The sequence below is a fragment of the Sagittula salina genome (assembly GCF_017813235.1).
In the GTDB taxonomy this organism is placed as follows: Bacteria; Pseudomonadota; Alphaproteobacteria; order Rhodobacterales; family Rhodobacteraceae; genus Sagittula; species Sagittula salina.
In genome coordinates this window covers 1-25,720 of sequence record NZ_JAGISH010000025.1, presented here as the reverse complement: position 1 = coordinate 25,720, position 25,720 = coordinate 1, and the positions used below count along the sequence as shown (strand labels likewise).

Genomic DNA, 25,720 nt, shown 5'->3' with positions numbered 1-25,720 from the left:
CGGTTCGCTCTGGTGTCTCGTCCCATAGGCTCCATCCATACTCACTTCGGAGCCTCCGGTGAAACCGGAGCGGTTCAGAACACGGTGCGCCAAATTATCCTGTCAGGGGCAACTGAACTGACCTGCGAGCGTACCATTCAACCGCTGCCTAAGATCGGCCCAAGGGTGGATGAGCTTGATGACTTGCTGGCGGCGAATGACCGGAAGGCAAAGCGTGAGCGGCTGACCCTCATCCGCATTTTCGAGGAGTTGCGAGCCCGGTGCTGCGACGGCGGCTATGATGCAGTCCTGCGGTATGCGGCATTCTCGAACAAGAAGGAGCGGACCGCCTGGGCTGCCGCGTATGTCCCGCTGACCTTCGACCCAGGCGAAGCCTACCAGTTCGACTGGAGGCAGGGGGGCGTCGTGATCGACGGCGCGACGACCACCGCTAAGATGGCCCACGTTCGCCTGTGTCACAGCCGGATGCTGTTCGTCCGAGTCTATCGGGGACCTCTTTGTTGCGAGGTTGCGCCGGTTTAAGGCATGTCCACCGTGAATACTTGCCGCTCCCTGCTGCGGGCGTACACCGAGATTGCAGACGGGGCGCATCAAGACCATGTCAGGAGAGGCAACCGGTTTTTCTCTATCGTCCCCGCGCGCAGTCAACGCGCAGTCAAGCTGCGGGCGCGGGCGTCCGGTGATTGGACAGGGCGATCACCGGGCCGGGTCGGGCCGGGCAGGAACACCCCGGCGGCGATACGACGGCGAAGCCGCGCGCCGCGGTTCGCAGTCGTATCACGGGTTGCGCCAAGTTGTAGAACGCGGTCACGATCAAGGGCGCGGCGCTGCCGGTGGCGGCTTCGGGTTCTAGGCGCGCCACGTCCGTCAGGGTGTGGAACATGCCGTGTTCGGGGCAGCGGATGGCGACACATCCCGCCGGCCCGAGGTGCATTACTTCGGCCACCGGCACACCAAGGGTCCGGGCGATGGTTTCACGCTCCTGTCGGGTCGACAGCGGTCCGCTCAGGACGATGCCGCGCAGGCTGCCGCTGGCGGGTCGGACGATCCTACCCGTTCTGCCTGTCGAGTCTGACATGTCGGGTTGCCGTTGCGCCCCGGAAGGTGCCACCGATTGCGCCAGCGCCAGGGCGGTCCGCACCGTCGTCCACAGCGTAAGGTCCGGCATGTCAGCAAGCGCGGCCCAGATGTCAACAGGCGGGCTGTCACAACCCAGCCCTGCCTGGGACGCATTGGCGCGATCGATCAGCACAAGCTCTCGCTTCGGGAGGGTCGCACCGGCCCACAGCAGCGCGCGGCGGCGGACGGCGGCGTCGACTTGGGCGGCAAACCGGGTTTGCTGGCTTGCCAAGGTCAGGGTCAGGGTCTGCTGCCCGTCGGCGCCAGGCGCCCGATGCGCGTTCGGGGCAGGCAAGGAAGAGACGCTGGCGGGGATCGCAACCGCCGGTGCTACCATTCCGTGACGCTCTGGCCAGTCGCGCGCGGTAAAGTCCAGCCTGCGTGCGTCGTATTCGGCCAGGGACACCACCGAATCCAGGTTCGACGCCGGCGCGGCGCGGTAGGCGGGCACGTTGGCGCGCGCGTGGTCGAGCAGCTCGGCCTCGACGGCAGCGGCCTGCTGCGCGCGCGCGGCCTCGGGCATCAGGTCGGCCTCGTGCATCATGGATTCAAGGATCGCCGCCATGTCGCGCGGTGGGGTGAAATGCCCCGCGACGCGGTCCGGGGCAACGGCCTCGGCGGCATTGCGGCTGGTGTTGGCGGCGGGGGCCAGTGCCGTCGCGGTGGGCAGATCTTCCAGCCGGTCCAGAACGGCCAGCACCCCCCTTGCCAGCGCGTCGGCATAGGGCTGTGGGGCCGACCGCCAATAGGCCGTGCCGACGCTGGTGGTGTTGGCCTCGATGATGCGTGGCCCCGTGTCAGAGAACATTACATCGATGCTGGCATAGCCGACCCCGTGCGGCAGCATCGCGCGACCGGCAACGACCACCATCTGTTCGACCTCCGGGGTCAACTTCGCCGTCCACTGGCCACGCGGGCCGATCATCTGCCAGTTCGCTGCGGTGATGGCACGGGTGTCCAGCCAGGTAGCCCCCAGGACCTGGTCGGCAAAGATGTCGATCTTCAGCGTACGGGGATCACCGTCGAGCGGCCGCATCGCCACGTCACAGGACGGATCGAATTCCAGTGGCAGGGGCGCGCCAACGGGCAGCAGGGCGATCCCGGCGCGGCGAAAGGACCAGTCAAGCTTGACCACCGCCGCATCGCTGTTCCAGTTGCGGCACAATGTAGCCAGGTCGGCGGTGCTGTTCGGCGTGCCGTAGTCCTGAACGGGCAGGCCCGCCTGCGCCAGGACGTCCAACCGCGTGCGGCGGTTCAGCGTGCGCAGGCCCAGGACCTTTTGATCCCCGACCAGGCAATCCAGCGGAACCGTCTGCCCGAGGATCAGCAGATCGGACGCGTCCGGGGCGCTGCTCCAGCGGTCGAAGTGAATGACCTCCACGCCGCTGCGTCGCAGGGCTGACACGGTCGCGGCGCGGTCCGGTGACAGATCGCGCGGGTCCTGTGACAGGTCGAACCATGCCAGGCGAATGGGGGCCTCCGTAGGCGGAATGGGGGCGTTGGCGAAGCGCCGGCGGTAGCCGCATCGGCCGACCCGCCAGGCGCGGTGGTCAGTAGAAGGTAATAGGAATTTTGTACTTGGGATTGGGCACGAAGGGCGTGTCCAGGGTGCCGGATTTCAGTGACTGGAAATATCCGTTGCGCGGGGCCGAGGCGCCGGTGCGGATGCGCGGATCGTTGGTCCGGTTGATGTCCTTCAACGACAGGCCGTCATTGCCAAAGAACACGGTGGCACCAAGCGACGCGGTCATCTCGCCTTCGAAGCCGCCGATCGTGGCGGACACGGCCATCGGGACGGAACCCATGCCGTAGAGGTGCTGCACACCGATGCTGCCGCTGGTCTTGTCATAGGCGCGTTCCGCGCTGGCGGTCAGCATGGTGTTGTCCGAGATGTAATAATCCAGATCCACGGTTGCCGAGCCGAATGTCTTGGTCTGGCCTGCGCCGCTGACCTTGTCCTTGCCGGCGAACATCGCAAACGTGAAGTTGCCGGAGTACAGTTCCGCCTCGACACCCAGGCGGTCGTTGTGGGCGGTGCCCAGGTTGGTGTCGACGTTGACCCGGTGGGCGTAGATGCCCAACAGGTAACGGTTCGGGTCACGCGTGAACAGGTGCAGGCCGACGCCTTTGGACCCGTCCACGCGGCCATTGTCGCCCGTTGCATTGTCGGCGCTGAAATCCAGCTGTGCCCCGACACGCGCGCCCAGCGGCACGCTCATCGCGCCCGATACATAGCCGCCTTCGGGTGCGTCATTGCCGTTGCTGGCCAGGTAGCCAAAGGTGAGTTTTCCGTTCAAATTGCGAACAGCCGGAAGCCCTTGCTCCTGCGCCAACGCGGCAGATGGCAAGTTGATGGCGAATACGCTTGCACCCGTCATGAGGGCGGCAACGGTGCCAAATGATTTGTTCATGTCCATTTGCGGAAGGTAACCCCGCGTCAGCAGGGAGCACAGAGGCACCTGCGCGGAGCTTTCATTTCAGCCGAGGAAATCGGAAGAATGTGGCCTAAATGTGTCAAATAATCCCCGTTTCTGGCGATGGGCCGAGCCGATCGCGGAATTTCCGGCTGTGACTATTGCCAGTCAAGGCAGGTGGCTGTCGCCCTAGGTGTTTAGGGTCAGGACTCACAGCCAGAACATGACAGTTGCGGCGATGCAGATTGCGGAGAGGAAGAGCTCGCCGCATCTGTCGTAGCGGGTGAACGAGGTTCCTTCGGCCCGGTCTTCAAATCCTCTACCGTCGCACGCTTGCGCCACTTCGCGACGGTTTTCGGGTTGAAAATTGTATGCTGGCTTGTAGCCGGGGATCCAATTTTCGCCGAGGCCCTTCAGCACCGCGCTGATGTTCTGATGCTTGAACTCGATCGAACCTTCCGCTCGGCTCCGCAAAAGGGGCATCAAACTGCGCCGGTGCTGAGCCTTGTTGTAGGAACGGCCCGCCATGTCCTCGGCCAGCATCGCGAAGTAATCCGCGACGATCAGGTCGTTTTCTTCATCGGTCCAGGGCCCATTCGACGTGCCGCCAGGCTACGAGCGGAAAGTCTGTTTGCCATCAACGACTTCTCGCGGCAGTTCGCACCGTTTCGAAGAACCACGCCGCCTTCGAGTGTCTCCGTTTGTTTTGAAAAGCGGTCGAACCGGCCTCAACCGCAGCGCAATTCATTTTCGACAAGCAGCTGAAAAGACAGACAGTTTTGAATGCGTCTCGATTTGGATGAAGGGCGGGTGGAAAGAGACCCGGGGCGTTCGGAAACCAATTTCTGGCCAACGGCCAGTCTCCGAAAGTCGGATGGCTCCGCTAAACCCCTTTGAACCAATAAGAAAAAGGCCCCGCTGGGGTCTCGTCTCGGGTTCGCGAATGGTTTGTGGCGGAGGGGATGGCCTGATATCCAATCTTCTCCACCCTAAGTCATTGTTTTAAATCATTTCGCGTACCCTCGACGGAATGGCGTGACCCGCGCTCTTGTCTTGACCCCAACTGGGTTCAGAGCTGTGACGCCCAGCGGGGGTGCTGGTCGTCCACGACGAACGGATGCGCGTGGCGCCGCGCGCCCTTGAGATGGGGGTGGTCGAGCGGCAGGTTGTCGTGGCTGTGCTCGAGGATCTCTGGATCCTCCTGCGGCCAGAGACTAAGGGCCGATAGCGCGCCAATGCCCGCCAGTGCGGCCAGCGCCCCGAGGGCCGCGACCGGCCCGAACTGCGTCATGAGCCAGCCGGAAAGCGGATAGGTCACGAGCCAGCAAGCATGGCTGAGCGCGAACTGGGCGGCGAAGAGCGCAGGGCGATCCTCCGGGTGGGCGGAACGCCGCAGCAGGCGGCCTGACGGGGTGAGGACCGCCGAATACCCCAGGCCTACCAGCAGCCACGCGCCGAGGAGGACGGGCCAGTTGAGCCCAAGGGCGGCGACCTCTCCGGCGAGACCGAGGAGCGTCAGCACCATGAGCGCGGCGCCGGCGACCATCACCGGCCGGTCCGGCACGCGGTCGAGCAGCTTCGGCAGCGCGAGTGCGGCCAACATCGAGCCCGCGCCGAAGGCGAACAGCGTCCAGGCCAGCGCGGATGCGTCCAGCCCCAGCGTGCTGCGCACCAGCACCACCGAATTGACAAGCACCATCGCGCCCCCAGCGGCGGCGGCGAGGTTCAGCGCCAGAAGCCCACGCAGGCGCGGCGTCGCGAGGTAGATGCGAATGCCGCGCGTCGTCCGGTCGTAGATGCCGCGCGGCTCGGACGGTTTCGGCGAAGGCAGCAGGACCGAGACGACCAGCGCCGCGGAGGCGGCAAACCCCACCACTGTTCCGAGAAAGAGGGAGTTGTAGCTCATTACCGCAAGCAGGAGCCCGGCCAGCATCGGGCTGACGATGTTCTCGAGGTCATAAGCCAGCCGCGACAGTGAAAGCGCCCGCGTGTAGCGCGCCTCGTCCGGCAGCACGTCCGGAATGGTCGCCTGGAAGGTCGGCGTGAAGGCGGCCGAGGCCGATTGCAGCAGGAAGATCAGAATGTAGACCTGCCAGACCTCGGTGACGAAAGGCAGGCAGAGCGCCGCGCCCGCCCGCACCAGGTCAAGTGCCACCAGGAACACCCGCCGGTTCACCCGGTTCGCGAACGCGCCGGCGATGGGGGCGATGCCGACATAGGCCACCATCTTGATGGTGAAGACCGTGCCCAGCACCATCGCCGCGTTGTCGCCCGCCAGATCGTAGGCCAGAAGCCCGAGCGCAACGGTGGCGAGACCTGTGCCCAGAAGCGCCACGACCTGCGCGGCGAAGAGATGGCGATAGGTACGGTCGGCAAGGACTTCCAGCACGGGGGCCTCAAAGGTAACGGGAGATGGTTTTCAGTTCATCGCGGTCCGAGAACGAGTGATCGACATCAAGGCAATGGTCCAGGTGATCGTGGATCAGCGCCCGCTTGGCGTTGACCACCGCCCTCTCGACCGCGTGAAGCTGCTGCGCGATGTCGAGGCAGGGCTTGCCCGCCTCGATCATGTCGATCACGGCACGAAGATGCCCATCGGCGCGCTTCAGCCGTGCGACGAGGGCGGGATGGGTTGCATGGACATGGGGCTTTGTCATAGAAAGACGCTATCCTCCCCAGGGGGATAGAGCAAGATGGCTCCATGAATGGGCCGCGACGACGAGCGGGCGGACAGGCAAGATCGATGGCACCTCTGCGGACATTTGGACGACAAGCCTTTGCGGCGCTCCTGTGCGTGTCGCTGGTGGTCTGGTCCGTCATGCCGGCCGCGACCCATGCGCCGACTGTTTTCGAGACGATCCAGGATCATCTGGAGATGATCGCCGATCACGGCCATTCGCATGGGTTCGAGGAAGATCTCTACTGGGCCATGCACGGTCACAGCCACGAGACTGCCGACCACGATCACAGCAAGGCATTCCTGTCGCTGGGTCACGGGGGCCAACTGGTTTTTGCGCAAAGGGATGCGTGGCGGCTCCGGACATCACCGGACGGACCCCACCGCACCTTCCGGATCGAACGCCCTCCACGTGCCTGATCGGCGTCGCGCATCGCGCGGCATACCGATCCTTCAACAGCACAACGGAGATCTATTCATGACTTCAGGCTATTGGGGCTTGCGCGCGCTGGCATCGCGCCGCGCCGTCGCCCTGACCCTTGCAGTGCTCGCGCTCTACGCATCCAGCGTGGCGCAGGTGCTCGCCCACAACGTCACCGAAGGTGACGCGGGCTACATCCAGGAAATCTGGGGGGTGCACATCACCTCCTTCATATATCTCGGCGCCAAGCACATGGTGACGGGATACGACCACATCCTGTTCCTGCTTGGCGTCGTCTTCTTCCTCTACCGGATGAAGGACGTGGCCATCTACGTCAGCATCTTCGCCATTGGCCACTCGGTCACGATGCTGGCGGGCGTCTGGTTCGGCTGGGGCATCAACGCGTATATCATCGATGCCATCATCGGCCTGTCGGTGGTCTACAAGGCGCTCGATAACCTCGGGGTTTACCAGCGCTGGTTCGGGTTCCAGCCCAACACCAAGGCCGCGACGCTGATTTTCGGGCTGTTTCACGGCACCGGGCTCGCCACCAAGATCCTTGAATACGAGATCGCGGAAGACGGGCTCCTGGCCAACCTTCTGGCCTTCAACGTGGGCGTCGAAGTCGGGCAACTTCTCGCGCTGTTCGTGATCCTGATCGTCATGGGATACTGGCGCAGGAGCCCGAAGTTCATGACCCAGGCAACCTACGCAAACATCATCATGGTCCTTCTTGGCGTCCTGCTGACCTATCAGCAGATCGCCGGATTCATCGCCAGCACATAAAGATCGGAAAGAACAATGCACAACGCACCGAAACCCAACATCGAAGACCTGCCAACACCGGCTCAACTGCGCCGCTCGACGATCATCGCCGGCATCGGGGCCGTGGCCATTGGCCTGATGGTCTATCTTCCCGCCGAATATGGCACGGACCCGACAGGCGTGGGCAGCATTCTGGGCTTGACCGATATGGGCGAGATCAAGACCCAGCTTGCGGAAGAAGCGGAGGCGGACCGGTTGCTGGACCTCGAGGCTGCCGGAGGCGATCAGTCCTCGAGCCTGCTCGGCGATATCTTGGGCATGTTCGTCGGGGCGGCCCACGCTCAGGACGCGGAGGTGTGGCGCGACGAGACAAGCTTCACGCTGGCGCCCGGCGACACTGCGGAATGGAAACTCGTCATGACCGAGGGACAGGCCGCGCAATACCGCATGTTGGTCGAAGGCGGACGGATCAACTTCGACTTGCACGGCCATGGTGGTGGCCAATCGGTTACCTATGAACGAGGCCGTGGCTCGACGGGGGACGAAGGCGAGATCGTCGCCGCTTTCGACGGTGAGCACGGCTGGTTCTGGCGCAACCGCGACAGCGAGGCCGCCATCGTGACCGTTCAGGTGCGCGGCGAATACGCCGAGTTCCGCAACGCAAACTGACCCCTTCCACGACCGGCGGCGCGTCATCGGCGCGCCGCCCTTTGCCCCTAGGCGAGTCCCGCAAGGTGCAAGGCGACACCCAGTAGCGCCGCGCCGCCGAGCACCGTGGCCATCCCCAGCTTCAGTCGGAATACCGCCAGCAGCGCCAGACCGGTCAGCGCGGCGGCGGCCCAGTCGACCGCTCCGGGAACCGGAAGCTCCATCGACAGGGGCCCGGCCTCAACCCGAACGACCTCCTGCCACACGACATGAACGGCGAACCAGATCGCGAGGTTCAGGATCACGCCGACGACCGCCGCCGTCACCGCCGACAGGGCTGATGCCAGCGCGGCGTTCTTGCGCAGCTTCTCCATCCACGGCGCGCCGAGGAAGATCCACGCAAAGCACGGCGCGAAGGTGACCCAGGTCGCGAGCAGCCCTCCCAGCGTACCGGCCACCAGTGGCGCGGCCCATCCGGCCTCGCGGAAGGCGCCCATGAAGCCCACGAACTGCAACACCATGATCAGCGGTCCGGGCGTGGTCTCGGCCATGCCGAGGCCGTCCAGCATCTCCCCCGGGGCGAGCCAGCCGTAGGTGCCGACCGCCTCCTGCGCCACCCACGCCAGCACCGCGTAGGCGCCGCCGAAGGTCAGCACGGCGAGCTTCGAGAAGAAGGTGGCGATGTCGGCAAATACGCTGCCCGGCGCCAGGAGCATGAGCGCGCCGACCGGCAGCAACCAGAGCACCAATGCTCCCACACCGGCCCGGAACGCCCCGGACATCGCGGCGCGTCCGCCGAAGGTCGTCTCCTCGCCCAGCAGGGTCGCGGAATCCTCGACATGGGTCTTGCCGACGGCCCCGTGCCCGCCGCCCGCCCGGAACGCCGCGTGGCCAGCGCGCGCGCCTGCCCAGCCGACCAGTGCGGCCGCGAGCACGATGGCCGGAAACGGCACGCCGAAGGCGAAGATCGCCACGAAGGACGCCGCGGCGATGGCCTGCATCGCCGGGTTCTTCAAAGCGCGCCCGCCGACCCGAACCACGGCCTGGACGACGATGGCGAGCACCGCCGCCTTAAGCCCCAAGAACAGACCCGAGACGATGCCGACATCGCCGAAGGCCGCGTAGACCCAGCTCAGTGCCATGATGGCAAGGACACCCGGCGCGATGAACAGGAGGCCTGCCACCAGCGCGCCGCGCACCCCGTGCATCAGCCAGCCGATATAGGTGGCAAGCTGCTGCGCCTCCGGCCCCGGCAGCAGCATGCAGAAGTTCAGCGCGTGCAGGAATCGCCCGTCGCCGAGCCAGCGCTTTTCCTCGACGAGAATCCGGTGCATCACCGCGATCTGTCCGGCAGGCCCGCCAAAGGAGAGGGCTGCGATGCGGGCCCAGACCCGGGCCGCCTCTGACAGGGTCGGGTAGCCCGGCAGTGCCGTCTGGGGCCTGTCGCCGCGTTCGATTGCCACGTCGGTCATGCCGCACCGCCCGTCCGGTTGGTCGGCCAGTTGTGCGTCTCATCGGTTGCGTCGCGGCACCAGCGATAGAAGGCGTCATATAGAGCCATCCCGGCCTCGAGCTGCTCCAGATCGTCCGCGTACATCGGCGACAGACCCAGTAACGCTGCCAGCAGCGCGGGCGCTTCGGGCGCAAGCTCGGGCCGGGCAGTGTCGGCGCTGCGGACGATGGCGGCGAGCCGATCGAGCGCGGGGGTCCTCAGCCCGAGTTCCGCCAGCATGACATCGAAGGTGCAGAGCTCCCCGCGATGGCTCCAGAACGTGTCCTCGACGTCGAATGGCATGGCGCCATAGGTTTCGGCCACGCTGGTGATCTCGGCGGGCGCGACGTAGAGAAACACTGCACGCGGATCGATGAAGCGGCGGATGAGCCAGGGACAGGCGATGCGGTCCACCTTGGGGCGCGCGCGGGTCACCCCGACGCTTCGGCCCTGTCCGTCGCGGGCGGTGATCTTGCCGGGATCGACCAATGGCAGCCCGGCCGCACGCCAGGCTGCGTGACCGCCCTCCAGGTACCCGGCGGCAATGCCGCGGCTGCGGAGAAGTGCCGCGAGTCCCTGGCTGCGCCCATGACCCTCGGCGCATATGGCGACGACCGGACCGGACAGGGTGTCCGTCAGCCGATCCAGCGTGTCCGGCGCCATGTCGGCATCGGTCAATGCACGCGCGCCCGGAAAAAGGCGCGGGTCTTCGGCGCGAACGGGGTCGCGGCGGTTGTCGAGGAGAATGGGACACCGGGCGGTGCCGTGCAGCTTGGCGAGCTTGTCAGGAGCAATGGCGTCGGGCGCAGGCATGTGCGTTCCTCCGAAAAATTCGGGTTGATGTGGAACGCGAGCTTCGGCTGTCGCCTCGTGGGGAGATCGCGGATCCCCATACCATCACGATCGCGTAAGAATGTGGTATTGTCAATTCATGTGCCGCAGGCATGCGCCTGGTCGCGCATGACGGCATAGTCGCTCAGCATCTCCGCAATGGCCGAGCCATCCGCCAGCAAGGTCAGTTCCTCGGCCGCCCGCGCCTGAAACTCCCGGCTGTACTCGACCACGGGCGGACATGTCCCGATGGCGCGCCCGTCAGAACTCACCGTTGCGCAGCCGCTCAGCAAGCCCGTCGCGATCGCGAGGGCGGCGAGCCGCCGCTTCCAGCATCCGGCGTTGGACGTCATTAACCTTCTCCGTGGTCTCAAGGTGTTCGGCAAGGCGTCCTGTTCGCTCGCCTGGCCGCCGCAGCGAAAGCAGGAACAGGAGCACGGCGAGGACGATGGCGCCGTCGCGCAGCGCCGCCCGCACCCAAGGGCTGGCCGCGATCCCGGTGAGGAGTACGGCGATCAACGCCGCCCCCGTTTTCAATCGTCGGGTGGGCTTTCGATCAAGGTCAAATCGGGGACCTTCGTTTGCGTGAGCATGATCTGTCTCGTGGAATGAGAATGTCTGGGCGCCGCCAGGCGAATTGCGCCGGGAGCGTTACTTCTCCCGGCGCGCGCTCCGCCTGACCTTCTTGCTGCAATGAGGACACGCTCATCCCGGCCGGGCCGCGCGCGGCGAGCCACGCCAGCACCGGTCCCGAGACGAAGAGCGATGATCCCGTCGCGATCACAACGCCCGCGATCATCGACCAGGCGAAGCCTGCAACGGCTGGCCCACCCCAGATCGCCATCGGCAACAGCGCGGCCAGTGTCGTGCCGGAGGTGAAGATGCAGCGCGCCAGGACCTGGTTCAGGCTGCGGTCGATAACATCGGACAGCGGCTCGTCGCCGCCACCCCGCAGGTGCTCTCGGATCTCCGAAAACGAAAAACCCGCCTCGAGGGCGGGTCATTGCGGGCTGATGAATGGGGATGGGGCGCGGCTACGGGCCGGCGCCGAAGATCTTGAGCTTGATGGCGATGCCCGTGAGCAGCGCCAGCATCACGCCGGTGGTGATCATGCGGACGGCGGTTTGCATGGCGGTCGGCGCACCAGCCGGACGCAGTCGAGCAAGGATCGCAGGTCGCGGATATCGAGCGCTGCCTCTTCACCGTCGAGGCCAAAATCGGCGAGTGCGCGTTTCGCACCTTTCTCGGCGGCCTGGCAGAATGCTGCGCCTGTGCCTGCCGGGCGCTGGCGGGACGGATGGGGCTGCCGGATCGCCAACCGGCGGATCGAGCGGCTCAGGCGCTCCCCGAAATACGAATGCGTCCACCTGAACGCCTTCGAGGGCGTTTCGGAAGCCCGGGATGGACTTGGTTTCTGAGGTCGCTCTTGCAGCGAGAGGCGCCCGCGGTCGTCGCATGGATTGCCGACGCCGGACGAGGCCCGTGGCAGCGGGATCACGCAGACAAAGGGCTCCGTCTGAAGCAAGATCAATGCCCTGGTTGGGCCTCGCGGCAAACGGGTGGTAAAACCGGATCACCTCCCGCCGGGCTGGTCCGCGCGATGCATGCCGCCTTGCACCCGGTCTTGTGCCGGCCCCCCGTGCGCCACAATCTGCGGCGGGACGCTCGATCCTCCCCGCTCTGGAAAGGGGGCCGCCGGCGCGACCCAATGTCAGATGTTGCCAAGAGGCCATTGCCGAGCCGATCATGCCGGAGCTATCAATTGCCCAGCGACTGGAGGAATTGACATGAACAAGAACTTCCTGCTTGGAACGTTGGTCACGGCGGGCGCGGCGCTGCTCATTCCGGGCGTGGCTCAAGCGGTGGGACGGGCGGGACGGCCGCTGGTACGGGCCGCGATGCGCTCCGGCAGCACCGCTTTCGAAGAATTCGGCAAGGCCGGCGCCGAGGCCTACGAACACATCGAAGACATCGTCGCCGAGATCCGCGAGGAGAACGAAGCGCGCAGGCGCGCGGCCGCGGAGACCGCAGCCAGCGAAGCCGCTTCCCCCAAGGCCGCGGCTGGGGCCGGCCATGCCGACTGAGGCGGCGCACCCGCCGCATGTCCTTGTAAAGGCACGCCTCGCCCATCGATCCGAGCGGCGCCTTCGCCTGCGTCTGGCCGAGCCGCCCGGCAGCGCCGCAAGGGACATCGCCGATGCCGTTGCGAGGGTCGAGGGTGTGGCGCGCGCCCGAATAAGGCCCAATACGTCGAGCGTCATCATCGACACGCTGGCGCCGGCGGAAACGGTCCTGAAGACGTTGCAGGACAGCGGCGTGTTCAAGTTGCTGCCGGCTGTCAAGCCTGTGCCGGTGGCCCAGGCGATCAGCCTGGGGCTGACACGCGCGGACATGGCCATCGGCCATCAGACCGAGGATGCGCTGGACCTGCGCACCGTGTTTGGGTTGGCTCTGCTGGCTGCCGCCGGGGGGCAGTTGGTCCGTGGCCGGATTGCCGGTCCGGCGCTCACGCTGGGGATGTCTGCCTATTCGCTGCTTGCGCCGCGCAGGTAACCGCGCCGCGCGGGCGCCTAGGCCAGATCGTTCGCCAGCGACGGCGCGTCCCAGGGCAGTTCCATGTCGTCGCGTCCGATCTGGCCGCAGCTCGCGAGGTCCTGGTAGAACCGTCCGCCCCTGTCCCCGGGAAGCGACCAGAGGCCGAACCGCTCGGCAATCGCCGCAAGGCGGAAATCGACCCGGTCCTGCAGCAGCCTTTTGATATCGACATCGGGCATACGGCCGCTTTGCCAGGTATCCACCTCGATGCTGACAGGGGAAGCATCGCCCGGCACCCAAGTAAGTTGCACCTCGCATTCACGCGCAAGGCCCGCCGCGATCACGCCCCGTGCCGCGTGGCGTGCCGCGTAGTCCGCCACCCGGTCGATACGCGACGGGTCCTTGCCGCTGAGTGCTGACCCGCTGTGCCGCACGAAACTGCCATAGCCGTCCTGACCGGTCTTTCGACCGGTCAACCCGGTATGCACCGCGGGACCGACCGGGCCGAGACCGTCCTGGACCGACAGCCACAGATCGGGCGCCGCCTCCAGACCCTGCGCTTCGAGCGTTGGGCCGATCACCTCCTCGCGAAGGAGGCTCTCCAGGCTGGCCTCGGGGATCTTTGTCTCGGTCGCGAGTGCCAATGTCACAGCGGTGACCTCCATGGCGTGTCGGTCCTCGAACCGAACGGCCACCTGCGCCTTCGCGTCCGGCAGGAGCCATCCGCGCCGACCATCGACGCGTGCGGCCCACATCAGCCGTGCCATCCGCCGTGCCAACATGACGGGCGCGGGCATCGCTCCCGGTCCTTCGCAGGCGTAGCCGATGGCCGTCACCATGTGGCGTGGCAGTCCCTTTGCGACCTGTTCCGGGGTCAGGGCGGCGTCCTGCGCCACGTCCAGGATCACTGACATGCGATCCTTGTCTCCTCCGTTGTAGCCGGCCGCTGCAACCACGCGTCGCACCAGGGCGGCCAGGTCCGCCGATACCGGGGCGCCCGACCGAACCGCGAGGAAGGCCACGCCCGAGGCGATCGCGCATTCCGCGTTGACACCCCCGCGATTGCCCTCGGTCAGCCAGGCATCGACCACCGCATCGCTGATCTGGTCGCACAGCTTGTCCGGGTGTCCCATGGTCACCGCGTCCGAAGTCATGACGAAATTTCTCATGGTCGCCCCTCAACCTCATCCAGCCGCAGAAACAGTCCCCTCCGTATCAGCACCGAAGCGGCAGGGGCTGCCGCACACCCAAGCGCCACGGCCGCCGCGCCCGGGCCGATCTGCGCGATCCCCATCAGGCGCCGAAGCGGCGTCACGAAGAACGGCAACACCGCCAAACCCGAGGATACCAGCACGGCCGTGTCCAGCGCTCGGTTTTCCAACAGCCGTTCAGGCCGCAGGTGGCGCACGTCAGACCGCTGGCAGAAAAGCGTGTACAGCAGTTGACCCAAGGACAACGACAGGTAGGTCATGCTGCGCGTCTGCGGTCCGGGACCAAAGCGGGCCAATCCCACGAAATGCGATGCCAGCGTCGCGACCGCGATCCCCGAGGAATCGATCAGCATCCGGCGAAAATGCGCGGGCGGGATGATCGGCTCGTCGGCGCCGCGCGGCGGCTGGTCGAGAATGTCGTCGTCGGGATCGGCCAGCGCCAGCCCCAGCCCCGGCAAGACGTCGCTGACGAGGTTGATCCACAGCAGTTCCATCGGGGTTTCCAGTTCTCCGGGACCATGCGCCGCCTCGATGATCCCAACGGCGATCTCCGACAGGTTGGTGGTGACCAGGAACTCCAGCGCGCGGCGGATGTTGCGATAGACCGTGCGGCCCTGGGCCACGGCATCGGCCAGCGTCCCGAGCGCGTCGTCGCGGATGACGACGTTGGCCACCTCGCGCGCGAGGTCGGCGCCGCTTGCCCCCATGGCGATGCCCACATCCGCCGTCTTCAGCGCCGGGCTGTCGTTCACCCCGTCGCCGGTCATGCCAACGACAAGACCGGTGCGTTGCAGGGCGCGGATGATCGTCTGCTTGTGCTCGGCGCTGACGCGCGAAAAAACGTGCGTCTCGAGGGCCACGGCGCTCAGCAGGTCGGGCGGCATGTTGCCCAGTTGCGGCGCATCGACGATCCGCAGCGGCGCGCCGGCCGAAAGGTCAAGCTGTTCGGCGATGGCGCGGGCGGTCGCGGTCTGGTCGCCGGTGATCATGATTGTGCGCAGTCCCGCCCGGTGCATCGCACCGACAAAGGCGGGCGCGTCGCTGCGCAGCGGGTCGATCATTCCCAGCAGACCGTGCCAGGTCAGTCCGTTCGGAGCCTCGGGCGTCTCGGGACAGGGGCCTTCGGCGAAGGCCAGCACGCGCGCCGGGCGCCCCGCCATGCGGTCGTTCAGGGCGAGGATGCGCGCCCGGTCGACCTCTGTGAGAGTGCGGGGGCCGTTCTCCGACATAACGTGGTCACACATTTCCAGCACCCGTTCAGGCGCCCCCTTGACCACCATGACCGGGTGTGCGCCTTCGTGCAGCGAGCCGGTCCACGGCCGGCGGAGCGTCCGGTCGACCCGTTGCGTCACCGGCGCTTCGTGCAGCAAGGCATCGGGAACCTGGCCAAGCGACAACGCGAAGTCCAGCACCGCGCGCTCCGTTGCGGAAGATCCGAACGCGCGCCCATCGTTGACCTCGGCAAGGCTGGCCAAGGCGGCCAGCCGGGCCAGCAGAAGCAACTTCGGATCCCCGGTCGCGTCCACCTCCTGCATGCCCGCGGCCGCCAGTTCCACGGACAGGCGATTCTGCGTCAACGTGCCCGTCTTGTCGACACAGATCACCTGCATCGCTCCCAGAGCCTCGACCGCGCCCAGTTCGCGCACGAGGATGCCGCGCCTCTGCATTCGTTTAAGACCCAGCGACATCGTGGTGGTGGCAACCACCGGCAATCCTTCGGGCACCGCCGCCACGGCCAACGCCAGCGTGTCCTTCAGTATCTCCGTCAATGCAAGCCCGCGCGCCCATCCCACTCCGAAGAACAGCGCGCAGGCCGCCAGGGAGAGTTTCGCCAGCCGTTCCCCCAGGGCATCGAGTTCGGCCTCGACCGGTGCTCGCGGGCGCTCTGCCTGGCCGCTGAGCAGGGCAACCCGGGCGGCCGCCGTCCGCGCGCCGGTCGCCACGACCAATGCGCTCCCGCTGCCCTCGGCCACCAAGGTTCCGGCATGCAGCATGGCGGTCCGGGCGCCGATGGGGGCGTCGGCGGAGAACGGCGCGTCGTGCCGCTTCGAAACCGCCTCGGATTCGCCGGTCAGGATGGACTCGTCGACCATCAGCCCCCGCGATGCGATCAGCCGGGCGTCCGCCGCCACCTGAAGTCCCGGACGCACAAGCAGGATGTCCCCGGTCACCACGGCCCGGCCGGGCACCTGCACCTCGACGCCGTTGCGCAGCACCGGAACGGGCATGCCGCCGACCCCCATCAGACTGTTGATCGCCGCCTCGGCCTGCCCCTCGGTGACAAAGCCGAAGACGGAATTGATCGCCACGACGGTCATTGTCGCGAGGGCATCCGCCGCGCCGCCGGTGGCCAGAGATACCAGCGAGGACACACCCAGCATCGCGATGGGAAGCGACTGGAATTGCCTTGCGAAAAGCGCAAGTTGCGAGCGGCGCTCGTCCTCCGGCAGGCGGTTCTCGCCCTGCCGGGCCAGCCTGACCCCGGCCTCGGCGGCGCTCAATCCCCGTGTGACATCCGCCCCGTGCAATTCGACCAGGTCGTCCAGAGGCAGGGCCTGCCCCGCCTCCAGGGGTGCAGCCTGTTGCAGCCGCGGTCCCTCTTCTCCGGCGAGCGCCCGCGCCAGCACGTCCCGCACAAGCCCGATGACGTCTTTGCCGCGGGTTTCCGCGCGCAGATGGAGCAGGACGCTTCCGGTCGTGGCGCGCGCCTCGACCCGGTGACATGTCCCGGTCGACGCCAGCAGCGCCTCCACGCGCCGGCACAGCTCCGGCGCTGCGCGGAGACCGTCGACGCGCAGTCTTGTCCGCCCTTCGCGGGTTTCGTGCACGAGGCGTATTCCCTGGTCACGGGGCAAGCGCGGTTCCCCCTCGACACTGACGGTTCAACTTCTCCCGCCGCACGCCGGATCGATGTCGGCGCGGCGACGTTCGGCGGCAAGGCATCCACCACCCCGACCCTTCGTGAAGCCGTGGCGCATGCCGCAGGCGCGGGCGCTTATCCGCGCTTGGCGTCTCGAGTGGCACACGCCGCTCCTTTCCTGAAATGCACTCCTACGCGCGTACGAAGCGTCTTGGCCGATCCAGCGCAAGGGAACCATTCCATGTTTTGACAGCGTGGCCCTTGATCGCTGTCAAACACCAGATCGCGACATGATGACGACATCCGCCCGGTCTTTCACCCCGTCTTCCGCGCGAAGCCGCAAGAGGCTGGCAGAGCTCGGCTTGTGACGTCATGATGTAATTAAGCCATGACGTCACAAGTCGAGGCAACTGCGGTCATGCCGAAATCGAACAAGGCGCACGAAGACGAAATGAAGAAGACGTCGCTCCGTCTTCGTCGGAAGACGCTGAAGGCGCTCAGGATCCGCGCGATCGAGGAAGACACAAGCATTCAGAAGCTCATAGAGCGCCTGATCGAAAACTATATCGACGAAAGCCGAAAGTAGAATAATGGTGAATGACAAGGGCTATCTGGCCTTGCCGCTCGAAGCGGCAGAGCAGGTGACGGTGACGCCCATCGGAAACCTGACGCCTGTCGTGACGCGCACCGAAGAGACCGTGGCCATTGCCGCGATGGACACCTTCGATGAGGAGTTGGCGGCCCGGAACATGCTGCTGCTCGAGCGCGGCGCCGTCCCGGACCTGCACGTCCCTGACGGCGCCTTGCTGACGCAGGAGGCGATGCGGGGGGCCGGATCTTCGCCATGAGGCGGCCGAGATGGGGTTCTTCGACTTGTGCCAGGCGGCCGGAGCGGTCCTTGGCCGGAAAGCCCCAGGGATTGATCGTCTGGCAGACGAAGGCGCGATAGGGATCGCCATCAGAGTGGGCGAGTTCCTCGAGATGGGCGCGGACATGGGCCTCCAGAACCTTCTGCATGGCCGCCGTCTCGATGGTCACCTCGTGGCCTACCGCTTCGCTGCATGAGACCGTCAACTCCGCCGCCATCAGCGCAGCCAACCGCGCCGGCCAGTTCACCCACGCGTCGCGTTCCTCGCGCGCGAGCCGGAAGACCAGCGCCGTGGCGCGGTCGCGATCGACGAGCTCGCCCTTCAGCTTCGCGAGCCGGATGCGCCGCTCCTGCGCCTTCAGCACCTCATGCGCCGTCTTCGCCTGCAGGAACGTCGTGCCGCCGCCCGTCACGGGTGCGGCGAGACCCTGTTCTTTCAGCGTGTCGCCAACGGCTGAGAGGGCCGCTTCTATAGCCTGCCGCGCGATTGACGCCGCGCATGGCAACGACGCCGATGCCGCTGTCCCGCATGGGGCGGCGGATTCTCACGATTGCGTTCGCCGATTGGAGGCAAAGGAGACATCACGATCCTGCGCATTGGCTAGTCGTCATCATTGTCAAGGTTGGTCCAGAGCGCTCGTGTTTCGGCACGCTCATGCTGCCATTGCTCGAACGCCTTGCGGTTCGTGTCTAGGACGTCGATCTCGACGTAATGCTCACGCACCATAGCGAGGACCGCATGTAGATGGCGGTGCATATCATCGCGCGCAGCCAGGATGGAATCCCAATCCGATTGCCCATCACTCGAAAGCGGTGCGTCGCCGGGACTTGAAAATACGTACCGCTCCCCGGAAGCGTCAGTATAGTTCTCTCCATAAGAAAGAGCTTCGCCCCATGCTGCGTCTAAACCACGAAACGCTGCATCCAAGGCAGGGTCGTTGATGTGGAAAAGCGCGTTGCTTATCACTCCATGATAACTGTAATAGTAATAGAAATCGCGGCTCTGGACGGTGTGCGGCAGATACTCGATATGTTCTTGAATGGCGGGTATCGCAATTTGTGAGAGTGCCCATCGAGCAGCCTCGATGTCGCGCTTCCGCCTTATCTGAGCCGGATCGATAATCCTAAGTTCCGCAGGGCGCGATGGGGTGCCGTCAAGAATCATGGCAATTGCCGTAGTAAGGAGCTTGGTAAGTCTCTCAATACCCTTCGGTTCGGACCCCGGCTTGACTCGAAATTGCGAGACGCGATGGCGATCGAAATCGAAAGGCAGGTCCTCGAATTTCGCTATCGCAAGGTTCGTTAGCAGGATCATACGATTCCAGCCGATGTGGGCCGCGGCATAGCCGATTTCAAACGTAACGTTCGGATTTGGACACGGGCGATCATTGCCATCGGACGATGGAGGCTGCGTAACCGTAGTGACATCGCCGACGAAGATATCCGCTGCTTCAATCTTGTCGCGGATCGAACGCGGTACGTCGTCGGCACCGATCATGTCGCGTGTCGCCTCGTCGATCTTCAAAGTCAGGCCCGGCCTGTCGGCTTCAAGCGCAGACGACGCTTGGGCAAGCGCCAAACGGATCGCGTTCCGGTTGATGGGAGCCGGGGAGTCGCTCTGCCAGGCAAAGAAGATCGTATGCTCTTTATCAGTCACAGTTCGCTTTCACAGATCGACCAAACATATAGCCAGAGACCTTACTTTCTGTTCCCAACCTGAAGATTTCGCTTGTTCAACTCAAGAGACTTCGCCCTTTTTAGGGGCACAGATAGTTCGTCGAGATGACAGCTGTCTCGGCCGAACGTGGATCGCCTCGAACAGCCGCCGCAGGGCGAAGGATCGCGCGATGCTCACCACCGTGAGCACCGCGCCCATCTTCAGGTTCTGCGCCAGCGTCGTGTGCAGCCCGAAGACCGGGGAGATGAGGATCTGCGTCACGACCGCGACGCCTTAGCCGACCGCCACGTTGGCGATGGCCTCGACCAGCGACATGGCCCGGCTCTGTTTCATGCGGCCGCATCCTGGTCCTTCTCGGACAGGTGCAGCCGCTCAGCCTTCACCTCCGCGAAGGCCCGCCCGTCGCCGTCGAGGACAGCCTCCTTGCCGGTCTCCGCCTGGCAGCGCTCCACGGCGACATCGACATAGGCCGGGCTGATCTCCATCGCGAAGACGCGGCGGCCGTTGGCCTCGCCCGCATGATCTGCGAGCCGGAGCCCGAGAACGGCTCGTAGCAGAGGCCGCCGCGGGCGACGTGCTGGCGCATCGGAATGCCGAAGGCGTCGAGCGGTTTCGGCGTCGGGTGGTCGGGCCGCTCGTCCTTGGCGAAGCTCGGCATCTCCCATGTCGAGGGCAGCGTCTGCTCGGCCACCTTCGGCGGGCGGTTGGGTCGCCGCCACCCCATGAAGCAGGGTTCGTGCTTCCACAGGTAATGCGACCGGGTCAGGACACCGCGGTCCTTCACCCAGATGATCTGCTGATGGACTAAGGCTCCGGCCTTCTCCCAGCAGGCTTCCAGCATCGCCTGGCGGCGCGAGGCGTGCCAGCAGTACCAGGCGGCGTCGTCCGTGATGGCCTCGGCGACCGCCGCCGCGATGAAGCCGTCGTAGAGGTCCGCGCCCTGGCTGCTGTCGTCCCAGGTAACACCGTAGGACTGCGACCAGTCCTTGTTCCGCGTCGGGTGGTTCGCGCGGGAGATCTGAGGTGATTGCGTTCCGCGAGGTAGACGATGCCGACCCGGCGCTGGCGTTCTCGCCGCTATTGCGCGGGGTCGAGAAGACCTTCGCCTGGATCGGCGAACACGGCGGCATCCCTCTGACGCCATCCAAGGCCTTCAAGCGCGTGTTCGTGCACTGGGCCGCGGCCGAGTTCGACTGGCCCGGCCACACCCAGGCGGAGCTCTTCGCCGTCAACAAGGTGCTGAACGAGCCCGACTTCGCCCCGCTCATGGTGCTGCACGACCTGATGATCGCGATGAAGTTTGGCAGGCATTACAAGGGCGAGTTCCGGCTGACCAAGGCAGGCCAGGTGCTCACGGGCCACCCCGGCCGCATCTTCGGCGCCATCGTCCCGTTCTTCCTTTTCCGGATCAACCACGCGAGCATGTCGCGCTGCGACGACGTGCCGATCCTCAGCAACTGGGACGTTTTCTTGAACGTGCTGAACGTCGAGACAGAAGACGGTGCCACCGGCGCCGATCTCCGACGCGTGCTCTTCGGCAAGCCTGAAACTGGACCGCTCCCGCGCTATGACGATGTGATGGGCCAGTTCTACATGCAGGTGCTGCGCCCGCTCTGCTGGGCGGGGCTGCTGCAGCAGGGACGCGGAGCGGCGGGCTATCGGTTCGAGGAGGCGGTGTTCATGAAAACACCGCTGTGGCGGGCGGCGCTCCGCCTGGAGACGGATGGAATGGCGCGAGGTGCGACTAGGGTCAGGACTCACAACCAGAACATGACAGTTGCGGCGATGCAGATTGCGGAGAGGAAGAGCTCGCCGCATCTGTCATGTTCTGGTTGTGAGTCCTGACCCTAGACGAGTTCTTAGCATTTAAATCGATGCGCGGTAAGCTCGGAGAGCACGAGTTTGACTGAAGACGGCTTGCTTTGTTCCGCTGAACTATCTTCGGCCTCCACTTCAAAGCATGCCTGCGTCCCGAGGGGAAAAGAGGATGCGAACCTACCCAAGAAATCCGCCTGCTTACGCTGGCATCCCGAGCAACGCGCCTACCGCGCGTTCTGTCTATCTTGCCATCGATATCGTTCGGAACGCGCAATTGGGTTTTGGCGGAGTTCAGAGGCAGGCTACTGAAAAGTAACGGTAAAAGTGGACCGAACCGAAACGGACGAGGTTCGCCCAAACTGAGACTGAGGGCCATTCTGAGCCCAACTTCGGCCAGGCGGCGCGTCTATGAGGTTCGGTCGGTTCCTGAAAACCCCTTTGATAACACGGAAAAATCCGTGCCCGTCAGGGCGGTGTCACTGGTTCGCAATGGGGATAATGGCGGAGGGGGTGGGACCGGAATCCAACGTTCTCTACGTCCTAAATATCTGTTTTGATGAATATTCCTCTGGATGCACAGGGAGCCAGGTTGGTCCGCTGATTGCCGCCAAACCGATCGATCTGATGCGCGAGATCGGCTCGCTTCGCGAACGCGGCTACAACGACCGCCAGATCGGCGAGAAGATCGGGGTCTCCTACGAATACGTGGCGGTAGATGGACTCCGCGCTGACCCTGTGTTCTGATCCGTCGAGCTCCATCCGCCCCGAGACCTGCTCCGGGGATGTCCGCGGGGCTAAAGCGCAGCCATCGTCCTACGCTACCCAAAATCCTCCTTGAAGCGTTCTATCTGATGCATCCGCTCGTGAAGGATTGTGACGATACCAATGTCGCCATTTGAGAGCCGTCGCCAGTACACGAAATGCCGCTCGTAGCGGAAGAAGTAGCCTTCCACTCCGAACTCAGCCGGCACGGGCCTCGACATGACGCCGCGGGTTTCGATCCGCTCGAATGCGGCGAACAGACCGGTAATGTAGCTGTCGGCCTGCGCCTCGCCCCACCGATCGCGGGTGTATCTGTATATCTCGTCGAGGCGGACCGAGGCCGCCTCCTGGACCCGGATCGCCATGGGTTCAGGTCCGGTTCCGGGCGATCACCTCAGCAGCGGTCAGCGTCTTGTAGGTGTCCTCGGGCGCCGCGAAGGCTCGGTTCAGTTCGGCCTTCAATCGGTCGAAAGCCTCGTGTTCCGCGCGCTCCTTGTCGCGGCGGATCAGGTCCCGGATGTATTCGCTGACGTTCTCGTAGGCGCCGTCCTCGCCGACATTGGTCGCAACGAACTCGCTGAGGGAGCCACTGACGCGGACGGTCATGGTGGTGGTGGTGGTGCGGGGCATGACGCTCTCCCTTCTCGGTGCGTATTCAAGATAACCAAAAACGAACACGAGACAAGGGTGCGCTTTCCACGCCGCGCCTTCCCCTGTCAGCGCTCCCGGTCCTCAACCTCCTCCACGATCAACCGGTCTGCCAGCGCGAGCAGCGCGATCAGCACGGCATCGGAATGACGCGCGAGCGACAGGAGGTGATCGCCGCTCGGCCCCCGCTCGCCCGCGAACCAGTATTTCACGGTCCGCTCGCTGGCGCCGGTCCACCGCATGGCGGACTTGATCGCCCGGTGGGTCGATCCGAGCTCCGCTTGCAATGCCATGGCCATGGCGGCGCGATAGTCAGCCGGAACGTCCTCGGGGTGCACAACTGTGCCCATCTTCGGCACAACTGTGCCCATCTTCACGCGCAACTTCATGTTTCTCTCCGCTAAATCTTTGGAGAGCCATGAAAACGGCAGAATCCATCTGTTCCCGCGGTGGTCTTGTTCGGCCGCCTGTGGGAACGGACCATTCACTTGAAGGTGGCCGATATGAACTGCGAAACGGGACCGCAGATTATCAAGCGCGTGGACGGCCGCGTGCCGCAGGCGATCCGCCAATGCGCCGGGCATGGAAAGGAATTGCCCTTTATCGGAAACGACTTTCCGGCGCTCGCATGCTCGAATGATCGCGGCAGCATGCGCAACGGTCCGGACCGTCCCGACCGGATTGCTGCGACGTGAACCGGAGCCGGGCAGATGCAAGGTCGTGAGGCAAGCAGGGAGACTGGCGCCAGCCCATCAGAGCCCGACGTGCCCGCTGTCGCCTACGTCCGGATGTCGACAGACCACCAGAAGTATTCCACCGAGAACCAGCTGGACGTCATTCGGAACTACGCTGCTGCGCGGGGCTTGCAGATCCTGCGCGTGTTCGAGGACTCCGGGCGATCCGGGCTGCGGCTCGACGGCCGCGAGGCGTTGCAGAACCTCATGGCCGAGGTTCAATCCGGCAAGGCCGACTTCAAGGCCATCCTCGTCTACGACGTCAGCCGTTGGGGCCGGTTTCAGGATGCCGACGAAGGTGCCTATCATGAGCACGTCTGCTCACGCGCCGGCATCCGGGTCCACTACTGCGGCGAGCAGTTCGAGAACGACGGCAGCATCGGCTCGAACCTCCTGAAGACCGTGAAACGCGTGATGGCCGGAGAATATAGCCGGGAGCTGTCGGTGAAAGTATTCGCCGGGCAGTGCCGTCTCGTCGAGTTGGGCTATCGCCAAGGTGGCGCCGCCGGCTACGGGCTGCGCCGGGTGCTGATCGACGAGCATGGCAATCCGAAGGGCGAGCTTTCGCGCGGCGAGCAAAAAAGCCTCCAGACCGACCGAGTGATCCTGGTGCCCGGCCCCGAGGAGGAACAGCGGGTCGTCCAGCGCATGTACGAGATGTTCGTCAATGAGGGGCGCCCCGAGCGCGAGATTGCGGAGGTGCTGAACGCCGAAGGTCACCGCACCGATCTCGACCGGCCGTGGACCCGCGCGACCGTCCATCAGGTGCTGACCAACGAAAAATACATCGGAAATAATGTTTTCGCGAAGGTGTCGTTCAAGCTGAAGCAGCGCCGCGTTGTGAACCCGCGGGAGATGTGGATCCGGGCCGAGGGTGCGTATCCCGCCATCGTCGATCAGGCGCTGTTCTTGCGTGCGCGGGAAATCGTGGATGCCCGCAGCCGACATTTCTCGGATGAGGAACTGCTAGACGCGCTGCGCGCGATCTTCCAGCGGCAGGGCATGCTGTCGGGCCTGATCATCGACGAGGAGGATGATCTTCCGTCCTCCAGTGCCTATCGCAGCCGCTTCGGCAGCCTGCTGCGCGCCTACCGGCTGATTGGCTACGAACCCAACCGGGACTACAGCTACATCGAGGTCAACCGGGCCCTGCGGCAGGCGCATCCGCAGGTCGTGGCCGAAATCATCGCCGGCATCACCCGGCACGGCGGGTCGGCCGTACAGGACCCAGACACCGATCTGGTGCGCGTCAACGACGAGTTCACGGTGTCCATCGTGCTGGCCCGCTGTACGGCGACAGCGGCTGGCTCGCTCCGCTGGCGCATCCGCCTCGACACCGGCCTGGTGCCCGACATCACCATCGCCATTCGCATGGACGAGGTGAACGAGGCGCCGCGCGACTATTACGTGCTGCCCAGCATCGACATGACATTCGGGAAACTGAAATTCGCCGAGCAGAACGGGCTCGCGCTCGATGCGTACCGGTTCGACACGCTCGATTTCTTCTACGCGCTCGCCTCGCGGGCCAGGATCGCGGAGGTGGCGTGATGCCCGACGACATGGAGCCGACCAGCCAGAAGCAGGTGATGCTGATCCCGACCGACAGGATCCGGGTCCTCAATCCCCGCGTCCGCAATCGGCGCACTTTCGAGGTGATGGTGGACAACATCGCCCGCATCGGCCTGAAGCGGCCGATCACCGTGGCGCCGCGTGCGGGGACCGACCCGCAGGACTACGACCTCGTCTGCGGTCAGGGCCGCCTCGAGGCCTTCATCGAGCTCAAGCAGGGCCTCATCCCCGCCATCGTGATCGAGGCCGACGAAAGCGATTGCCTCGTGATGAGCCTCGTCGAAAACTGCGCGCGGCGGCAGCACAACCCCATCGACCTGATGCGCGAGATCGGCGCTCTCCGCGAGCGCGGCTACAACGACCGGCAGATCGGGGAGAAGATCGGCGTGTCCACTGAATATGTGAACATGATCGCCGGCCTGTTGGAGAAAGGCGAGGAGCGCCTGGTCTCGGCGGTGGAGACCGGCGTCCTCCCGCTGAACCTCGCCATCCAGATCTCCAAGACAGACGCGAAGGGGGCGCAGAAGGCGCTGATGGACGCCTACACCCAGAACAAGCTGCGGGGACGGAAGTTGGCGCTCGTGCGCCGCCTGATTGGACGTGTCGCGGTTTGATGCCGCTCCTTTGATAGCATTTACTGCAACAAAGGAGACGAACTATGGGCACAGGA

29 protein-coding genes and 4 pseudogenes are annotated in these 25,720 nt (G+C 65.1%); 13 read left to right on the top strand and 20 right to left on the bottom strand.

Annotated features, from left to right (window positions below; all coding sequences use genetic code 11):
- Positions 1 to 75: 75 nt before the first annotated feature.
- Positions 76 to 486, top strand: a pseudogene (locus tag J5474_RS22145) (IS21 family transposase); the annotation flags it as partial.
- 169 nt (positions 487 to 655) lie between these two features.
- On the opposite strand, the gene J5474_RS22140 reads toward J5474_RS22145, so the two are convergent.
- The 6 genes and pseudogenes from J5474_RS22140 to J5474_RS22120 all read right to left on the bottom strand — a co-directional run bounded on the left by J5474_RS22140 (position 656) and on the right by J5474_RS22120 (position 6,190).
- Positions 656 to 2,524, bottom strand: coding sequence for a hypothetical protein (locus J5474_RS22140; protein WP_209364159.1), 1,869 nt, complete (start codon positions 2,522 to 2,524; stop codon positions 656 to 658).
- Positions 2,525 to 2,669: 145 nt separating this feature from the next.
- Positions 2,670 to 3,530: a hypothetical protein gene (locus J5474_RS22135; protein WP_209364157.1), complete on the bottom strand. Its 861-nt coding sequence runs from the start codon at positions 3,528 to 3,530 to the stop codon at positions 2,670 to 2,672.
- Between the two features lie 257 nt (positions 3,531 to 3,787).
- Positions 3,788 to 3,895, bottom strand: a pseudogene (locus tag J5474_RS23345) (IS481 family transposase); the annotation flags it as partial.
- Positions 3,894 to 4,076: pseudogene (locus J5474_RS22130) on the bottom strand (protein NO VEIN domain-containing protein); the annotation flags it as partial. The pseudogenes J5474_RS22130 and J5474_RS23345, both read right to left, overlap by 2 nt.
- A 526-nt stretch (positions 4,077 to 4,602) precedes the next feature.
- Positions 4,603 to 5,922: an MFS transporter gene (locus tag J5474_RS22125; RefSeq protein ID WP_209364155.1), complete on the bottom strand. Its 1,320-nt coding sequence runs from the start codon at positions 5,920 to 5,922 to the stop codon at positions 4,603 to 4,605.
- A 7-nt stretch (positions 5,923 to 5,929) separates the two neighbouring features.
- Positions 5,930 to 6,190, bottom strand: a complete 261-nt coding sequence (locus J5474_RS22120; RefSeq protein WP_209364152.1) for a metal-sensing transcriptional repressor — start codon at positions 6,188 to 6,190, stop codon at positions 5,930 to 5,932.
- A gap of 86 nt (positions 6,191 to 6,276) precedes the next feature.
- On the opposite strand from J5474_RS22120, the gene J5474_RS22115 reads away from it, so the two are divergent.
- Genes J5474_RS22115 through J5474_RS22105 form a run of 3 tightly spaced genes read left to right on the top strand, consistent with a single transcriptional unit; the run spans position 6,277 to position 8,065 of the window.
- A complete protein-coding gene (locus tag J5474_RS22115; RefSeq protein WP_209364150.1) occupies positions 6,277 to 6,630 on the top strand; it encodes a hypothetical protein in 354 nt (117 codons plus the stop codon).
- Between the two features lie 58 nt (positions 6,631 to 6,688).
- Positions 6,689 to 7,417 carry a HupE/UreJ family protein gene (locus J5474_RS22110; RefSeq protein WP_209364148.1) on the top strand — a complete coding sequence of 243 codons (729 nt, stop codon included), beginning with the start codon at positions 6,689 to 6,691 and terminating at the stop codon, positions 7,415 to 7,417.
- 15 nt (positions 7,418 to 7,432) lie between these two features.
- The gene (locus J5474_RS22105) at positions 7,433 to 8,065 is read left to right on the top strand and encodes a transmembrane anchor protein (protein ID WP_209364146.1); all 633 of its coding nucleotides are present in this window, start codon (positions 7,433 to 7,435) and stop codon (positions 8,063 to 8,065) included.
- A gap of 47 nt (positions 8,066 to 8,112) precedes the next feature.
- Here the strand turns inward: J5474_RS22105 and chrA are convergent, their stop codons facing one another.
- The 6 genes from chrA to J5474_RS23335 form a co-directional block, all read right to left on the bottom strand.
- Positions 8,113 to 9,516: a chromate efflux transporter gene (gene chrA, locus J5474_RS22100; RefSeq protein WP_209364144.1), complete on the bottom strand. Its 1,404-nt coding sequence runs from the start codon at positions 9,514 to 9,516 to the stop codon at positions 8,113 to 8,115.
- Positions 9,513 to 10,349: a chromate resistance protein ChrB domain-containing protein gene (locus J5474_RS22095; RefSeq protein WP_209364142.1), complete on the bottom strand. Its 837-nt coding sequence runs from the start codon at positions 10,347 to 10,349 to the stop codon at positions 9,513 to 9,515. The genes chrA and J5474_RS22095 overlap by 4 nt, the downstream gene beginning before the upstream one ends.
- A 116-nt stretch (positions 10,350 to 10,465) precedes the next feature.
- The gene (locus tag J5474_RS23065) at positions 10,466 to 10,600 is read right to left on the bottom strand and encodes a hypothetical protein (protein WP_280842546.1); all 135 of its coding nucleotides are present in this window, start codon (positions 10,598 to 10,600) and stop codon (positions 10,466 to 10,468) included.
- Positions 10,601 to 10,628: 28 nt separating this feature from the next.
- On the bottom strand, positions 10,629 to 10,886 hold the full coding sequence (locus tag J5474_RS22085) for a hypothetical protein (RefSeq protein ID WP_209364138.1): 258 nt from the start codon (positions 10,884 to 10,886) through the stop codon (positions 10,629 to 10,631).
- 43 nt (positions 10,887 to 10,929) lie between these two features.
- A complete protein-coding gene (locus tag J5474_RS23340; protein WP_209364161.1) occupies positions 10,930 to 11,334 on the bottom strand; it encodes a hypothetical protein in 405 nt (134 codons plus the stop codon).
- A 141-nt stretch (positions 11,335 to 11,475) separates the two neighbouring features.
- The gene (locus tag J5474_RS23335) at positions 11,476 to 11,865 is read right to left on the bottom strand and encodes a DUF6127 family protein (protein WP_425342912.1); all 390 of its coding nucleotides are present in this window, start codon (positions 11,863 to 11,865) and stop codon (positions 11,476 to 11,478) included.
- Between the two features lie 289 nt (positions 11,866 to 12,154).
- On the opposite strand from J5474_RS23335, the gene J5474_RS22070 reads away from it, so the two are divergent.
- Entirely contained in the window at positions 12,155 to 12,451 is a 297-nt protein-coding gene (locus tag J5474_RS22070; RefSeq protein ID WP_209364136.1) for a DUF5132 domain-containing protein, read from the top strand.
- A complete protein-coding gene (locus J5474_RS22065) occupies positions 12,441 to 12,920 on the top strand; it encodes a hypothetical protein (RefSeq protein WP_209364134.1) in 480 nt (159 codons plus the stop codon). The genes J5474_RS22070 and J5474_RS22065 overlap by 11 nt, the downstream gene beginning before the upstream one ends.
- Before the next feature lie 17 nt (positions 12,921 to 12,937).
- On the opposite strand, the gene J5474_RS22060 is transcribed toward J5474_RS22065, so the two are convergent.
- Entirely contained in the window at positions 12,938 to 14,071 is a 1,134-nt protein-coding gene (locus tag J5474_RS22060; protein WP_209364132.1) for a methionine adenosyltransferase domain-containing protein, read from the bottom strand.
- Complete coding sequence (locus tag J5474_RS22055) at positions 14,068 to 16,968, bottom strand: cation-translocating P-type ATPase (RefSeq protein ID WP_209364130.1); 2,901 nt, start codon at positions 16,966 to 16,968, stop codon at positions 14,068 to 14,070. Before J5474_RS22055 ends, J5474_RS22060 begins: the two co-directional genes overlap by 4 nt.
- A 393-nt stretch (positions 16,969 to 17,361) precedes the next feature.
- On the opposite strand from J5474_RS22055, the gene J5474_RS22050 reads away from it, so the two are divergent.
- Positions 17,362 to 17,559, top strand: a complete 198-nt coding sequence (locus tag J5474_RS22050; RefSeq protein WP_209364163.1) for a hypothetical protein — start codon at positions 17,362 to 17,364, stop codon at positions 17,557 to 17,559.
- 4 nt (positions 17,560 to 17,563) lie between these two features.
- A complete protein-coding gene (locus tag J5474_RS22045) occupies positions 17,564 to 17,821 on the top strand; it encodes a hypothetical protein (RefSeq protein ID WP_209364128.1) in 258 nt (85 codons plus the stop codon).
- Positions 17,822 to 18,442: 621 nt separating this feature from the next.
- On the opposite strand, the gene J5474_RS22040 is transcribed toward J5474_RS22045, so the two are convergent.
- From J5474_RS22040 to J5474_RS22930, 3 genes are all read right to left on the bottom strand, one after another.
- Positions 18,443 to 19,498, bottom strand: a complete 1,056-nt coding sequence (locus J5474_RS22040) for a hypothetical protein (RefSeq protein ID WP_209364126.1) — start codon at positions 19,496 to 19,498, stop codon at positions 18,443 to 18,445.
- Positions 19,499 to 19,579: 81 nt separating this feature from the next.
- Positions 19,580 to 19,780 carry a DUF7220 family protein gene (locus J5474_RS22035; RefSeq protein ID WP_342454084.1) on the bottom strand — a complete coding sequence of 67 codons (201 nt, stop codon included), beginning with the start codon at positions 19,778 to 19,780 and terminating at the stop codon, positions 19,580 to 19,582.
- A gap of 68 nt (positions 19,781 to 19,848) precedes the next feature.
- Positions 19,849 to 20,004 carry a hypothetical protein gene (locus tag J5474_RS22930; protein ID WP_245216655.1) on the bottom strand — a complete coding sequence of 52 codons (156 nt, stop codon included), beginning with the start codon at positions 20,002 to 20,004 and terminating at the stop codon, positions 19,849 to 19,851.
- Between the two features lie 538 nt (positions 20,005 to 20,542).
- Here J5474_RS22930 and J5474_RS22025 point away from each other — a divergent pair.
- Positions 20,543 to 21,364, top strand: a complete 822-nt coding sequence (locus tag J5474_RS22025; protein WP_342454083.1) for a hypothetical protein — start codon at positions 20,543 to 20,545, stop codon at positions 21,362 to 21,364.
- Between the two features lie 471 nt (positions 21,365 to 21,835).
- Positions 21,836 to 22,081 (top strand): hypothetical protein, encoded by a 246-nt coding sequence (locus J5474_RS22925; protein ID WP_245216654.1) that lies wholly within the window; start codon positions 21,836 to 21,838, stop codon positions 22,079 to 22,081.
- Positions 22,082 to 22,155: 74 nt separating this feature from the next.
- Here the strand turns inward: J5474_RS22925 and J5474_RS22015 are convergent, their stop codons facing one another.
- The 3 genes from J5474_RS22015 to J5474_RS22005 form a co-directional block, all read right to left on the bottom strand.
- Positions 22,156 to 22,464 (bottom strand): type II toxin-antitoxin system RelE/ParE family toxin, encoded by a 309-nt coding sequence (locus J5474_RS22015; RefSeq protein WP_209364125.1) that lies wholly within the window; start codon positions 22,462 to 22,464, stop codon positions 22,156 to 22,158.
- A gap of 4 nt (positions 22,465 to 22,468) precedes the next feature.
- A complete protein-coding gene (locus J5474_RS22010) occupies positions 22,469 to 22,729 on the bottom strand; it encodes a ribbon-helix-helix domain-containing protein (RefSeq protein ID WP_209364124.1) in 261 nt (86 codons plus the stop codon).
- 86 nt (positions 22,730 to 22,815) lie between these two features.
- Positions 22,816 to 23,136, bottom strand: coding sequence for an XRE family transcriptional regulator (locus J5474_RS22005; protein WP_209364123.1), 321 nt, complete (start codon positions 23,134 to 23,136; stop codon positions 22,816 to 22,818).
- 105 nt (positions 23,137 to 23,241) lie between these two features.
- Between J5474_RS22005 and J5474_RS22000 the strand changes: the two genes are divergently transcribed.
- The 3 genes and pseudogenes from J5474_RS22000 to J5474_RS21990 form a co-directional block, all read left to right on the top strand.
- Entirely contained in the window at positions 23,242 to 23,442 is a 201-nt protein-coding gene (locus J5474_RS22000) for a hypothetical protein (protein ID WP_342454085.1), read from the top strand.
- Positions 23,443 to 23,457: 15 nt separating this feature from the next.
- On the top strand, positions 23,458 to 25,029 hold the full coding sequence (locus J5474_RS21995; RefSeq protein ID WP_209364121.1) for a recombinase family protein: 1,572 nt from the start codon (positions 23,458 to 23,460) through the stop codon (positions 25,027 to 25,029).
- Positions 25,029 to 25,646: pseudogene (locus tag J5474_RS21990) on the top strand (plasmid partitioning protein RepB C-terminal domain-containing protein); the annotation flags it as partial. The gene J5474_RS21995 and the pseudogene J5474_RS21990, both read left to right, overlap by 1 nt.
- Positions 25,647 to 25,720 lie beyond the last annotated feature (74 nt).